Source organism: Streptomyces sp. NPDC050658 (assembly GCF_044457025.1).
Classification (GTDB): Bacteria; Actinomycetota; Actinomycetes; order Streptomycetales; family Streptomycetaceae; genus Streptomyces.
Map to the genome: position 1 here is coordinate 803,178 of NZ_JBITGM010000003.1, position 12,797 is coordinate 815,974.

Consider the following 12,797-nt stretch of genomic DNA (forward strand, 5'->3'; position numbering starts at 1 on the left):
CTCTCGGGGATCGGTGCCCGTCTCCTTCAGGAAAGCCCCTCCACCGCCTTGAGCACCTGCCCCGCGCCGTCCTCCGTGCCCATCCGGCGGGCTATCGCCCCGGCGGCCGCCTGGTACGTCTCCTCGCCAACCGCACACCGGAGTTGCTCGGCGAGGCGTTCCGCCGTCAGCTCCTTGAACGGGATCGGGGCGGTCGCGGCGCCCGACGCGGCGAGGCGGGCGGCCCAGAAGGGCTGGTCCGCCATGACGGGGACGGGCACGGCGGGGGCTGCGGCTCGCAGCGCGGCCGCCGTGGTGCCCGCGCCCGCATGGTGGACGACCGCGGCCATCCGCGGGAAGAGCAGCGCGTGCGGCACCTCGTCGACGGTGAGGATGTCGTCGCCGTACGCCATCAGACCCGCGCGCCCCTCCTGGAGCACGCCCCGCAGCCCGGCCCTGCGCAGGGCGGCCACGGCGATCTCGCTCAGCCGCTCGCCCTCGCCGGCGGCCATGCTGCCGAAGCCGATGAAGACGGGCGGCGGTCCCGCCCGCAGGAAGTCCTCGAAGGCCGGGGGCAGGGGCAGCCGCGGGTCGTGGTGCGGCCACCAGTTGCCCACGACGTCCAGGCCCGCACGCCAGTCGGCGGGGCGGGGCACCAGGGCCTCGCTGAAGCCGTGGAGGACGGGCCACCGGGCCGTCTCCTGGCGGCGCCTGACGGTGTGCGGCGCGGCGAGCGGCAGGCCGAGCCGCGCCCGCAGGTCCGTGACGGCGTCGGCGTAGACGCGGTCCGCCATCCGCAGCGAGAAGCGGCCCATGGCGCGATTGCCGAAGCGGCCGAGGGATCGGGCGCCGCTCACCACGGGCGCGAATTCACCGGTGGGGTGCGTCGGTTGCAGATAGACGCCGAGCACGGGGATGCCCGTCGCCTCGGCCAGCTGCCAGCCGAGCGGGGCCGTGGTCGTCGACAGCAGCAGTACGTCCGCTCCGTGCTCGGCGGCGTCGACCAGGCCGGCCCCCAGCTCGCGGACGAACGACGCAGCCGTCCGCATCAGCTCCCGCTTTCCGGCGCCGCCGCCCCCGGACGCGTAGGGGTTGGCGGGCAGCGCACGGAACGTGAGTCCGGCGCCCCGGACGAGCGGCGCGAAGGTGTCCTGCGTGGCGAGGGCGACCTCGTGGCCGGCCTCGCGCAGCCGGGCGCCGAGTCCGGTGTACGGGGCGACATCTCCGTACGAACCGGCGGCGGTGATCAGAATCTTCATCGGCTTCGCTCGCTCTCCCCGTCGCCCGCCTCGGCCGTACTCTCAACCTCAGGTTTAGCTTTACCTTGAGGGTCGGCGGCGGCGTTCGCGTGCACCGCCGCGCGGAGGAAATCGGCGAGTCCGGGCCGCTGCTGCGAGGGCGGCACGACAAGTGCGAACGCCCTCGGGTCCGTGGCGAAGTCGTCGGCGATCCGCCGGTGCATGTCGGGCGGGCAGGGCGTGAACCAGCGGGTGATGTGCCTCCGGTGCTCCTCCGCCAGGGCCCTCGCGCACTGCCCATCGGCGGGCTCTCCCCGGTCGAACGCCCCGACGAGCCGCTCGCGCCACTCGGCCGCCTCCCCCATGAGCTGGGCCCAGTCCTCCTTGGAGTGGGCGGCGGCCCTGCTCATCGCCTCGCGGTGCCCGGCGCTGCCCTCCCACTTGAGCTCGGCCTCGGTGGCGTAGCTCAGGTCGAAGGTGATCTCCCCGAACACCTCGAACCGCTCCTGCGGGCTGAGCCGTACACCGGTCTGCTGCACCTCCATGGCCCGCTCGGCGACCTCCACCAGGCGCCCCAGCTTGCCGATCTGCTCGACCAGCGCCTTGTGCCGGGCCCGCAGCTGGTCCAGCGCGTTGGCCTGCGGGTCCGCGAGGATCTCGGCGATCTCCTCCAGGGCGAAGCCGAGTTCGCGGTAGAAGAGGATCTGCTGCAGCCGGGCCAGATCGGCCTCGCCGTACAGCCGGTAGCCGCCGGGGCTGCGCTCGCTGGGGGTGAGCAGACCGGCCCGGTCGTAGTGATGCAGGGTGCGGACGGTCACCCCGGCGAAACCGGAGACCTGCCCCACGGTGTAACTCATGGACCTCGCCTTTCGTCGCCCCACAGCCTGCAGCCTGACGCGACGTGAGGGTCAAGCGGACCCCCGCGGGCCAGCGGATCCCCGCGGGCCAGCGGATCCCTGCGGCTCAAACCGACACCCGCCCCAGCGACCCCGGCGTCCGGCCCACGAGCCTGCGGACGGTGCGGCTGAGGTGCGCCTGGTCGGCGAACCCGGCAGTGACCGCCGCCTCCGCGACGGCCGCGCCGCCCACCACGAGCGATTCGACCGCGGCCCGCAGCCGCGCCCACTGCCGCAGGGTGCCGAGCGGAATGCCCACCTCGGCGCGGACCAGCGAGCGCAGCCGCGCCGGGGAGAGCCCGACGTCGGCGGCGACGGAGTCGAGCCGGTCGGCCGCGCCGCAGGACCGCACCGCGTACGCCACCCGTGGGTCGACGACGGTCGGCGGGCCGGCGAACGCCGTCAGTTCGGCGTGCAGCGCGGCGGCGTCCAGGTCCGGCCCCAAAGCGTCCCGCAGCCGGCCGGCCTGTGCCGCGTCGAGCCACTCGGGCCGTGCGGCGTGGGGCAGACACCACGGTTCGAGGAAGACCGCGACGAAGCCGGACCTGGTGCCGCAGCCGTGCTCCCACTGCGGCGGCACCAGCACACCCGGTCCACCGCGCTCCCCCACGGTCACCTGCCCGCCGGCCGGCAGGACGAGCTTCCAGGCGGGATGCCGGTGCCTGGGCACCTCGTACGGACGGGATTCGGCGAAGACGGTGATCTCGCGCCCGGCGGTGAACTTCCCCATGGACCGTCAGTCTGCCGGTGCCTCCAGGTGCTCCACGACCAGGGGCTCGAACGCGATCCGCGTCACCGAGCCGTCGACGGCCCAGCGCACCTCGACCACGTCGTCCGTCGCGCTCACGTCGGTCACCACGTCGTCCAGGGAGGCGGGCCCCTCGGTGAGCAGCGCCAGCGCCACGTGCAGGGATGTCCCCACCGCGTCCGCGTTGAGGCGTGGCATGCGGGCCCACCGGGTGAACGCGGTGCCCTGGGGCGCGCGTTGTTCGTCCCGGCCGGTCCAGCCGTGCAGCGGGTGGAGGGCCGAGTGGAGGGACTCCTCCGCTCCCGTCGCCCAGCCCGTCTGCGTGACGCGGGCGCCGTGCGGTGCGCCGGTGACGCGGTGCGCGCGCAGTTCGTACGGGCCCTTGACCACCGTGACGCTGTCCACGCGCAGCCCCGGCACCGTGGGCGGCCCGCTCGCGAAGACCGGGGTGTGCCGGGACGCAGCCCAGCCCCAGCCCGCCGCGTGGCCCGCGCCCAGCGGCCGGATGCGGCAGCGGGCGCTGCGGGCGCCCGCCACCTCCACGGCGAAGTGGTTGTCCGGGGTGTTGCCGACTGCGGTGGGGCCCGTGCGCGTGGAGTAGGCGTGGCGGGCGTACAGCGGGTCCTGCACGGCCGCGGAGTCTGCCTCGTGCGGGCGGACGTGGTCGCTGCCGTGGTTGTGCAGCCGGACGATGCCGTCGGCGCGGGTGCTCTGCACCAGCAGACCCGGCGCGGGCAGCGCCAGGACGTGGTCGCGGCGCTCGCTGGGGGCGGATTCCTCTGTCGCCGTCCAGAGCGGATGTGCGGCCGGGGCGAGCAGGCAGACGAACGCCTTCGACGCCCAGTACGGCGAGGCGGGCCCCGAGTAGTTCTGCAGGGTCGCCTCGTGCGGGCCGTGCCAGCCGAGGCTGAGCAGTCCGTCCTCGCCGACGGAGCCGCGGTCGAGGAAGTAGCGCAGCGATCCGCTGACCAGGCGGCGCGAGGTGCCGGGGGTCAGCGGTGTGTGGCCGGTGAGCGCGCCGAGGGCCACCGACGCGGCGGCGGCGAAGCGGTAGGTCAGGGAGCGGCCGAAGTGGATCGGCGCGCCGTCCGCCCCGAAGAGCAGCCCGAAGCTCTCCAGATGCTGGCGCAGCCGCGGGCCGTGCCACGCCGACTCGCCCTGATCGTCGGCGAGATGGGCGTCCAGCGTCGGGTACAGGTGCAGCGCCCAGCCGTTGTAGTGGTCGAAGGCACGGCCGTCCCCGTCGGCGTACCAGCCCTGCCCCCGGTACCAGCCCGCCAGCAGCTCCAGGGCGCGCTCGCGGATCCTGGCCGTCTCGGCGTCGCCGCGGCCCACCGACTCCAGGAATCCGGCCACGGTGTAGGGGAAGAGGTACCAGTTGTTGGGCGCGGGGGTGTGGCGGAGCGCGCCGCGCAGCCACTCTTCCGCCCGGTCCTGCACGTCGTCGTCGAGGCGGTCCCACAGCCAGGGGCGGGTCAGCCGCAGGCCGAGGGCCACGGAGGCGGACTCGACCATCGGCTGGCCCTGGACGTGGTGGTCCAGGATGAGCGGCCAGGACTCGGTGTCGTCACGGCCCGGCGTGCGGGTGCCTGCCGCGAGCCCGCGCGCGTACCGGTCGAGCCAGCCGTGCGGATCCTTGCCCTCGGCGCCCGCCACCCGGAAGGCCGCGGCGAGGAAGGTACGGGCGTACCCCTCGAGTCCGTCCGACCGCACGCCCGACGCGGAGGGACGTCCCGGCAGGTCGAGGAGGGCGCCCTCCGGGGTGGCCCACCGCCAGGCGGCGCCGAGGAGTCCGTCGGCGGCGGCCTCCCAGTGGTCGCGCGTGTAGCCGGTGTACGGGCTCAACTCCCGGTTGTCATCGGGAAGTCCGGGGATGCTCATGCGAGGTAGGCCAGCCTTTCGCGTCGTACGGGATGGGCGAATCCGTCGCCCGCGGCCCAGCGGCCGACCTCGGCGACGGCGAGATCGGCGAGGCGCCCCCATTCGTTGCCCTGGGAGCCGGCCAGATGCGGGGTGATGACGACGTTGTCGCACTCCCACAACGGGTGGTCGGGCGGCAGGACTTCGGGGTCGGTGACGTCGAGGACGGCCCGGATGCGCCCGGCCGTGGCGGCCTCGGTGAGGGCGTCCTGGTCGAGGACCGCGCCGCGTGCGGTGTTGACGAGCACCGCGTCGTCCCGCATCACGGCGAACAGCTCACGGCCGACGAGGCCGCGCGTGGCGGGCAGCAGCGGGGTGTGCACGCTGACGACGTCGCTGGCCGCGAACAGCTCCTCGATTCCCACGAGTTGTACGCCGAGGGCCTCGGCCGCCGCTTCGGAGACGTACGGATCGTGCAGCAGCACCCGGAAGTCGTACGGGCGGAGGAGTTCGATCACCCGCCGGCCGATCAGCGAGGCGGAGAGGATGCCGACCGTACGGCCGTAGTTGCCCACACCCCGCGAGATACCCAGCCAGTCGTCGCGGCGGCGGGTGACGCCGAACTCCCTTGCCCGTTCGAGGACTTGCTTGCCGGAGAGCAGGATCATCGCGACGGTGTACTCCGCGACCGGCAGCGCGTTGGCCGCCGCGGCCGACGACACCTCGATGCCGCGCTCCCAGCACTCCTGGGTGATGTGGCCGCGTACCGATCCCGCCGTGTGCACGACGGCCCGCAGCCGGGGTGCGGCCGCGAGCGCGGCGGCGTCGAGGGGCGGGCAGCCCCAGCCGGTGACCAGGACCTCCACGTCCGCGAGGACGGAGCGGGCCCGCTCGGTGGTGAAGTCGTCCAGGACGGTGTCCGGCACGAGATCGCAGACCTGGCCGAGCGCGGCAAGGGCCGCCGGGGTGAGGACGGCCGTCGCCGCGTCGCTCGCCATGGCGAGGGTGGTGCGGGGACGGGGGCTGCGGTTCATGTGGGGGTCATTCCCTTTCGCTTGACCGGTCCCGTTGCTCACTCGGCCGGTCCCATGGCTCACTTGACCGATCCCGCGGTGAGGCCCGACTTCCAGAACCGCTGGAGCAGGACGAAGGCGAGGATGAGCGGGAGGACCGCGAGGAGCGAGCCCATGATCACCACGGGGTAGTACTCGGGCGAGACGCTGGCGGAGCTGTTCCAGGTGTAGAGGCCGAGGCTGACGGGATACAGCTTCTCGTCCGACAGCATCACCATGGGCAGGAAGAAGTTGTTCCAGATGGCGGTCAGCTGGAAGAGGAACACCGTCACCAGTCCGGGCCCGAGCATCCGCAGGGCGACCCGCACATAGGTGGTGAGCTCTCCCGCGCCGTCCACCCGCGCCGCTTCGAGCACCTCGTCGGGAACGTATCCCTGGCTGAAGATCCGCCCCAGATACACGCCGAACGGGTTGAACAGGACCGGTATGAACACCGCCCAGAAGGTGTCGACGACGCCGGTCGCCGATGCCATGAGATACAGCGGCAGCGCGAGCACCGTCTGCGGCACCATCACCGCCGCGAGCACCAGGCCGAACACCTTCTCCTTGTGCCGGAAGCGGTACTTGTCGAAGGCGTAGCCGCAGGCGACGCTGATCAGGGCACTGAGCGCGGCGCCGAGCACCGCGTACAGCAGGCTGTTGGTGTACCAGCGGCCGTAGAGCCCGCCGTCCATCGCGAAGAGGTCGCGCAGATTCTGTACGAAGGAGAAGTCGGCCGGCGAGAAGAAGTCGCTGCCGAACAGCGCGTCCCGGTTCTTGGACGCGGCGAGGACCAGCCACAGGACGGGCAGCAGCGTGTAGAGCACCGCGATGCCGACCACGGTGTTGACGACGGTGCGGCCCAGGAGGCGGGGGCGTCCGGCGGTGAGGGTGTCGGCGCTCATCGCGCGGCCTCCTTCTGGGAGCGGTTCGTCCAGCGGGTGACGCCGTACGACAGGGCGACCGTGCAGAGCAGCAGGATCACCGAGGCCGCGGCGGCAAGGCCGTAGTTGTTGCGGGTGAAGGCGGCGTCGTAGATGTACATCGAGGGCGAGAAGCGCGAGTTGATCATCGGGGACGACTGGCTGAGCAGCATCGGCTCGGTGAACAGCTGGAGCGCCCAGATCAGGGTGAACATGGCGACCATCACGATCGAGGAGCGCACCAGCGGCGCCTTGACCTGGAGCGCGGTGCGCACCGGTCCCGCGCCGTCGACGACGGCCGCCTCGATGACCTCGCGGGGCACGGCCTGCAGGGCGGCGTAGAAGATCACCATGTTGTAGCCGAGGTTGCTCCACAGGGCGATGTTCACGATGGACGGGAGCACCGTGTGCACACCGAGGAAGTCAACGGTGATGTCGCCCTTGGCGAGCAGTTCGACGACCGGGCTGAGTCCCGGCGTGTAGAGGTAGAGCCAGATGAGTGCGGCGATGATGCCCGGCACCGCGTGCGGCAGGAAGAGGCTCAACTGCGCCCAGGCCCGCAGGCGTACGACACCCGAGTCGAGCAGCAGCGCGAGGGCGAGGGCACCGATCACCATGAGCGGGATGTAGATGAGGCAGTAGAGGGCGACCACGCCGAGGCTGCCGAGGAAGGTCGGGTCGGTGAGGACGGCCGTGTAGCTGCGCAGGCCGACGAAGACGGTGCGTTCCGGGCCGAAGCCGAGGCCCGGCTGGTCGTCGCTGAAGAAGCTCAGCCAGACGGCGGTGCCGACGGGGATCAGGAAGACGGTCGCCAGGAGGACGAGGAAGGGGGTCATCAGGACGCCGCACGCCAGGTGTTCGCGGCGGCGGGCACTGGCGCGGGCACCGCGTCCGGCGGGTGCGGCGGCGGCCGTGCGGGTGGCGCGGGCCGGGGGCGCGGTCGTGGTCATCGGGGGTCACCTGCCTTTCTGTCGGGGTACGGCGGCGGCGTACGGGCGGCCGCGACGGTCGGTCCGCGGGCCGGTCATGTGCTGTGCTCGGAGGTGGCGAGGCCGAGGGCCTTGAGGTCGGGCATGGTGCCGTCGTGCGCGGCGCGTACGGCGTCGATGAGCGAGCCCTGGCCGCCGCCCGCGCGGGCGAAGCCGTCCTGCATCACGCGCTGGGTCGCGGTCATCCGGGGTCCCCAGACCCAGCCGTCGCCGATCGTGGCGGCCTGTTCCTCGAAGAGGCGGTAGATGTCCTGGCCCGAGTAGTAGCCGCGGTCGAAGGCGGCGCGGCCCACGGAGACCAGGCCGGGCACGGCGGGGTACTGGCTGCTGGTACCGCTGGAGAGGCGGGCACGCAGCGCGTCGGGGTGCGAGACCTGCCACTCGATGAACTCCATGGCCGCTTCGGGGCTGCGGCTGTCCTTGGTGACGGCGAAGGTGGAACCGCCGTGGGTGCCGACGACCGGGTGCGCGGGGTCCCACTGCGGGAGCGGTGCGATGGCCCACTGGCCCTTCTGGCCCGGCCGCGCGTTCATCTGGGCGCCCGCGTCCCAGGCGCCGCTGAGCCGGGTCAGGACGAGACCCTGCCCGATCTGGGCGTCGGACTGTCTGCTCTCCGAGGCGTTCACGAGGAGCAGCTCCTCGTCGATGAGCCGCTGCCAGTACGCGGCGACCTTCCGGGTCGGCCGGTCGGCGAGCGACACGTTCCAGGCACCGCCACGGGTGTCGAACCACTGGGCGCCGGCCTGCCACGCCCACGCGGCGAACTGGGTGAATCCGTCCGTGGGGAAGAGCGCGAGCCTCCGGTCGCGGGACTTCTCGCGGACCGTGCGCGCGGTCTGGCTGAACTCGTCCCAGGTGCGCGGCACTTGGAGTCCGAACCGGTCGAACAGGTCGGTGCGGTAGTGCAGGACCATCGGTTCGACGTCGAGCGGAACGCTGAAGACCCGCTTCTCGAACGTGGTGAGGCCGAGGGCCTGCGGCAGCAGCTTGGTGCGCAGCCGGTCGGACAGCAGCCCGGTGATGTCCCTGGCGACGCCGTCGATGGCGAAGCCGGGGACCTGCGGGTATTCGAGGGTGGCGACGTCCGGGGCGTTGCCGGCCCGTGCGGCGTTGCTGAGCTTGGCGTAACCGCCCTGCGCCCCCGACGGGATCTGCTGGAAATCGACCTGGATGCGGTCGTGGCTCTTGTTGAACGCGTCGACCACTTCCTGGCTGCCGCGCAGCGCGGACCAGAAGGTGATGCGTGTGGTGCCGCCCTTGGTGCGCGACGTACGGCCGTTGCTGCCGGAGCAGGCGCTCAGCGCGCCCGCCGCGGGAACCACGGCTGTCACGGCGAGCAGGGACCGGCGGCTCGGTCGACCGGGCATGGGTGCCTCCCGCGGCTCTTGTTCGGGACACGGGAATCCTGATCGCGTGAACGATGCCGGTCAATACACCGATCAAAAGAAACTTAAGCGGTCAAACGATCGCGCGCCGGGTGGTGGATCCCCGCACCTTCAGCTCCGGCAGCAGCTCAACTCGCCGCGTCCCCACCGCACCCGGCTCCCGCGGCTCGCCGAGCCTGCGCAGCAGCAGCTCGGCCGCCACCCGTCCCACCTGGTGCTTCGGCGGCGACACGGCGGTCAGCGGGGTGCTGCCGAGCGCGGCCACCACGTCGTCGTACGCCACCACCGAGCAGTCCTGCGGCACCCGTACGCCGTGGTCGATGAGCTGCTGGACGAGCATCAGCGCGTCGACGTCGCCGTGCAGCACGGCGGCCGTGGCCCCGCGTTCACGCAACAGCGCGGCGAGGTCGAGCGGTTCGCGCGCCCTGCCGGGGCCGGCGTCGCGGGCGCTGAGCACCACCGTCCAGTCCTCGATCTCCGGCCGGGCCGCGGCGATCTCGGTGAAGGCCGTGCGCAGCGCGCGGGCCGTGGGGCTGTCGTCCCGCGCCGCGAGGACGATCCTGCGGTGTCCGAGCCGGACGAGGTGGTCGACGGCGAGATGGATGCCGTACCAGTGGTCGGTGCAGACGGCGTCCATCGCGTGCAGGACGCTGCCCGTGCGGGGCCGCCGCTCCATCACCACCGTGGGCACACCGGTCTCGGCGAGCCAGGCGTAGTCCGCCTCCTCCTCGGCCGCGGTGCGCCAGCGCGGGGCGATGAGCAGCCCTCGTACGCCTTCGGCCAACACCCGCTCCACCAACGGCCGTTCGGCGCCCGCCACCTGCGGCGCGATGTGCAGGGCGACGCGGACGCCGGCCTCGGTCAGGGCGCCGCGGGCCCCGTGCATCGTCTCGTACAGATAGGTGTGCCGCTCCGGCACCATCAGGGCCACGGCCTCGCCGTCCATCACCGGCTCGGCGGCCGGGGCGGTCCGCTCCACCGGTCCGACCGAGCGCGCCACGCCGTGGCCGCGCCGCAGCCTGCCCTCGCGTGCGAGGTCCTCGACGTCGCGGCGCACGGTGATCACCGACACCTCGAGGTCCTCGGCGAGATCGCTCAGCCGCGCCTCCCCGCGTGACTCCACGACCGCGAGGATCCGCTGCCGCCTGACATCCCTCGGCTCCCGCATGCTGCCGACCCCCTCGCGACGTGCCCATCGGGTGTTCGTTTGAGCGTTTCGCCGGAGGATATCGATCGGTACCCCGGCCGTGTCCAGAGCGGCGATCGCACGCGTTGCGCCCAAGACGACGATGCCGTTCGTTCGGTGGTCCCAGCGGACGATCGCGCGCGTTCTGTTCAATACGTGATGGCGTCGCCGCCCCGATCATCGCCGCATGTCCGATCTCGCAGCCCCGGCACTCGCGGCCCTCCTGACCGTCACGGCCGTCACGCACTTCCTGTTCCCCGGCTACTTCCGCGGCCTGGTTCCGCTCTGGCTGCCCTCCCCCGCCACGTTCGTCGTCGGGAGCGCGCTGGCCGAACTGGCCACGGCGGGGCTGCTGTTGACGCCCGCGAGCCGCACGGCAGGCGGCTGGGCCGCCGTCGCGCTGCTCTGCGTCTTCCAGGTCTCGCACATCGACGCCGCCTTCCACACCCGTACGCGTACGGGATTCCTCGGCAGCCCCTGGGGCGTGGCCGGCCGTCTCGCCGTGAACGCCGCCTACATCGCCTGGGCGCTCGCGGTCACCGGTGTCACTGCCGGCTGAGCGAGCGCGAGATGCCCGCGGCGACCGTGGTGACCAGGACCCACCCGGTGGCGATCAGGAGGTACGAGAGCCACTGGTACCAGCCCTGCGGGGCGAACGCCGACTCCTGGCCGAAGCCGATGATCGGCAGGAGCAGGTCGAGGGTGTAGAACACCGGGTTGAAGTCCGGGGCCTCGCCGGACTTCAGCGGGCGCGGATTCCTGAGCGCGAAGGCGAGCGCCCCGGTGAGCAGCAGCACCATCAGCCAGCAGGCCGCGCGCATCGGACGGAAGCCGTAGCCGACGGTCACGTCCTGGAGGTGACCCCAGACCCTGGCGTACGGGGGCAGGGTGCGCCGGTGGCGGCGGAGCTTGGCCAGTTGGACGGTACGGGCGGCGGCCTCGTCGCCCACGGTGCGGTAGGCGGCGGTCAACTGCTCGTAGCCCTGCGGGGGATAGCCCGCCGCCTCGCGTTCGAGCAGCGGGAGGCGCCGCTCGGCGGGCAGGTGCGGGGCGAGCCTGCCGTACACCAGGCCGTCGAGCTTGACCTGGTCGGGCCAGACCTCCGGCGGGACGTGCAGCAGATCCAGCTGGGAGCGGCGCAGATTCACCGCCCCGTCGATCCGCGCGGCCTCCCGCAGCCACAGCTCTCCGATGACGCAACTGCTGGCCCGCAGCGCCGAGCCGCCGGGGTGGGAGAGCCGGGCGTACGCGAGATTGACGTGCCGCGGGATTCTGGCGCCGCTCAGATCGACCGTTCCGTCGGCCCGCAGCCGCATGGCCCGCACATCGGTGCCGACGGAGAGGGTCTCGGCGTGCAGGGCCACCTCACCGGGGGCACTGAGTTCGGCGTCGTCGAGATTGACCTGGCCGCCGACGGTGGCGCCCTTCAGCCGGACCTGGCCGTGGGCGATCAGGCCGACGGCCCATACGTCGGTGCCGATCGTCGCGTGGTTGAGCTGCAGCGCCGCCTCCGGCTCGCCCGTCTCATCGGCGGCGCGTGGCGTGCCGAGCTCCGCCCCGTTGGCGAAGAGGGCGCCGGATATCTGCGCTCCGGCGAGCCGTACGGGCCCCGGAATCCGGCAGCAGCTGATCCGCAGGACCAGATCGACGCGGAGGGTACCCGCGGTCAGCCCCGGCAGGGCCGAGTCGCTGAGCACCAGGGCGCGGAGCTGGGCCCCGTACAGATTCGGCGTCTCCTCGAAGTGGCAGGACCGCAGCCGGACGGGGTGCTCGACGGTCCCGTATCGAAGGTCGAGCGTCCCGGTGATGCGCGCGCCCCACACCTTCAGGCCGGCTATCTCGCCTTCCTGGGCGGGCCCGTTGAGCAGCAGCGCACGCAGCACATGGGCGCGCACGGTCCGTTCGGGGCCCCAGGACCCACCGTCGCGGGGGTCGTCGTCCGCGCTCTCGCGGAAGTCGACGCCCTCGCCCAGCGGAAACGCCTGCCACACACGTCGTTCCGCCGGGGTCAGGTCCATGATCTCCATCGGCGGGATGCTGTCGCGGTCGTGTTCGGGCTGTCAACTCCGGTCCGGGATCAGGATTTCCCCGGCTCCGTGGGCCGCACGGCGGCGGACAGCAGGGTGCCCAGTGCCCGCTGGGAGGCCTGGAGCCCGGCGATGGAATCGGATATCCGGGCGTGTTCACGGTTGAGGTGATCGACCATGCCGGGGCAGGGCGCGGGAACCAGCCGCTCACCGTCTTCGTGGACGCAGTCCAGGATCTTGCCGATGACCGCGGTGGGCAGTCCCGCGTCGAGCAGCGCGCGGATGTTGCGCACCGTGGCGACGTCCGAATCGGCGTAGTCGCGATAGCCGTTGAGCCCCCGGACCGGCCGCAGCAGCCCCTGCTCCTCGTAGTAGCGCAGCAGCCGTCGGCTTACTCCCGACCGCGCCGCCAGTTCACCGATCCGCATGCGACTCCCCCGCTCCCACGGTTGACCTTCACATCAATGGCAGGCCTTAGCTTCCCCATTGTCGGCGATCGGAGATCAGCGATCAG

The 12,797-nt window shown here is 72.5% G+C and carries 12 protein-coding genes; 1 reads left to right on the forward strand and 11 read right to left on the reverse strand.

Going from position 1 to position 12,797, the window contains the following annotated elements:
- Positions 1–26 precede the first annotated feature (26 nt).
- The 9 genes from ACIBKX_RS15185 to ACIBKX_RS15225 form a co-directional block, all read right to left on the reverse strand.
- The gene (locus ACIBKX_RS15185; RefSeq protein WP_363276113.1) at positions 27–1,238 is read right to left on the reverse strand and encodes a glycosyltransferase; all 1,212 of its coding nucleotides are present in this window, start codon (positions 1,236–1,238) and stop codon (positions 27–29) included.
- Positions 1,235–2,074: a MerR family transcriptional regulator gene (locus tag ACIBKX_RS15190; protein ID WP_363276114.1), complete on the reverse strand. Its 840-nt coding sequence runs from the start codon at positions 2,072–2,074 to the stop codon at positions 1,235–1,237. The genes ACIBKX_RS15185 and ACIBKX_RS15190 overlap by 4 nt, the downstream gene beginning before the upstream one ends.
- 106 nt (positions 2,075–2,180) lie before the next feature.
- Positions 2,181–2,843: a helix-turn-helix domain-containing protein gene (locus ACIBKX_RS15195; RefSeq protein ID WP_363276115.1), complete on the reverse strand. Its 663-nt coding sequence runs from the start codon at positions 2,841–2,843 to the stop codon at positions 2,181–2,183.
- A 6-nt stretch (positions 2,844–2,849) separates the two neighbouring features.
- Complete coding sequence (locus tag ACIBKX_RS15200) at positions 2,850–4,742, reverse strand: DUF2264 domain-containing protein (RefSeq protein WP_363276116.1); 1,893 nt, start codon at positions 4,740–4,742, stop codon at positions 2,850–2,852.
- Complete coding sequence (locus ACIBKX_RS15205; RefSeq protein WP_363276117.1) at positions 4,739–5,755, reverse strand: hydroxyacid dehydrogenase; 1,017 nt, start codon at positions 5,753–5,755, stop codon at positions 4,739–4,741. Before ACIBKX_RS15205 ends, ACIBKX_RS15200 begins: the two co-directional genes overlap by 4 nt.
- Before the next feature lie 59 nt (positions 5,756–5,814).
- Positions 5,815–6,678 carry a carbohydrate ABC transporter permease gene (locus tag ACIBKX_RS15210; RefSeq protein WP_363276118.1) on the reverse strand — a complete coding sequence of 288 codons (864 nt, stop codon included), beginning with the start codon at positions 6,676–6,678 and terminating at the stop codon, positions 5,815–5,817.
- Entirely contained in the window at positions 6,675–7,646 is a 972-nt protein-coding gene (locus ACIBKX_RS15215) for a sugar ABC transporter permease (RefSeq protein ID WP_363276119.1), read from the reverse strand. Before ACIBKX_RS15215 ends, ACIBKX_RS15210 begins: the two co-directional genes overlap by 4 nt.
- A gap of 74 nt (positions 7,647–7,720) precedes the next feature.
- A complete protein-coding gene (locus tag ACIBKX_RS15220; RefSeq protein ID WP_363276120.1) occupies positions 7,721–9,052 on the reverse strand; it encodes an extracellular solute-binding protein in 1,332 nt (443 codons plus the stop codon).
- 91 nt (positions 9,053–9,143) lie between these two features.
- Entirely contained in the window at positions 9,144–10,238 is a 1,095-nt protein-coding gene (locus ACIBKX_RS15225) for a substrate-binding domain-containing protein (RefSeq protein WP_363276121.1), read from the reverse strand.
- A 205-nt stretch (positions 10,239–10,443) separates the two neighbouring features.
- Here ACIBKX_RS15225 and ACIBKX_RS15230 point away from each other — a divergent pair, with 205 nt between their 5' ends.
- The gene (locus tag ACIBKX_RS15230) at positions 10,444–10,815 is read left to right on the forward strand and encodes a hypothetical protein (protein WP_363276122.1); all 372 of its coding nucleotides are present in this window, start codon (positions 10,444–10,446) and stop codon (positions 10,813–10,815) included.
- Here the strand turns inward: ACIBKX_RS15230 and ACIBKX_RS15235 are convergent.
- The gene (locus ACIBKX_RS15235; RefSeq protein ID WP_363276123.1) at positions 10,802–12,283 is read right to left on the reverse strand and encodes a membrane-associated oxidoreductase; all 1,482 of its coding nucleotides are present in this window, start codon (positions 12,281–12,283) and stop codon (positions 10,802–10,804) included. The two genes, ACIBKX_RS15230 and ACIBKX_RS15235, sit on opposite strands and share 14 nt — an antisense overlap.
- Positions 12,284–12,333: 50 nt before the next feature.
- Complete coding sequence (locus tag ACIBKX_RS15240; RefSeq protein WP_363276124.1) at positions 12,334–12,711, reverse strand: MerR family transcriptional regulator; 378 nt, start codon at positions 12,709–12,711, stop codon at positions 12,334–12,336.
- Positions 12,712–12,797: the final 86 nt, after the last annotated feature.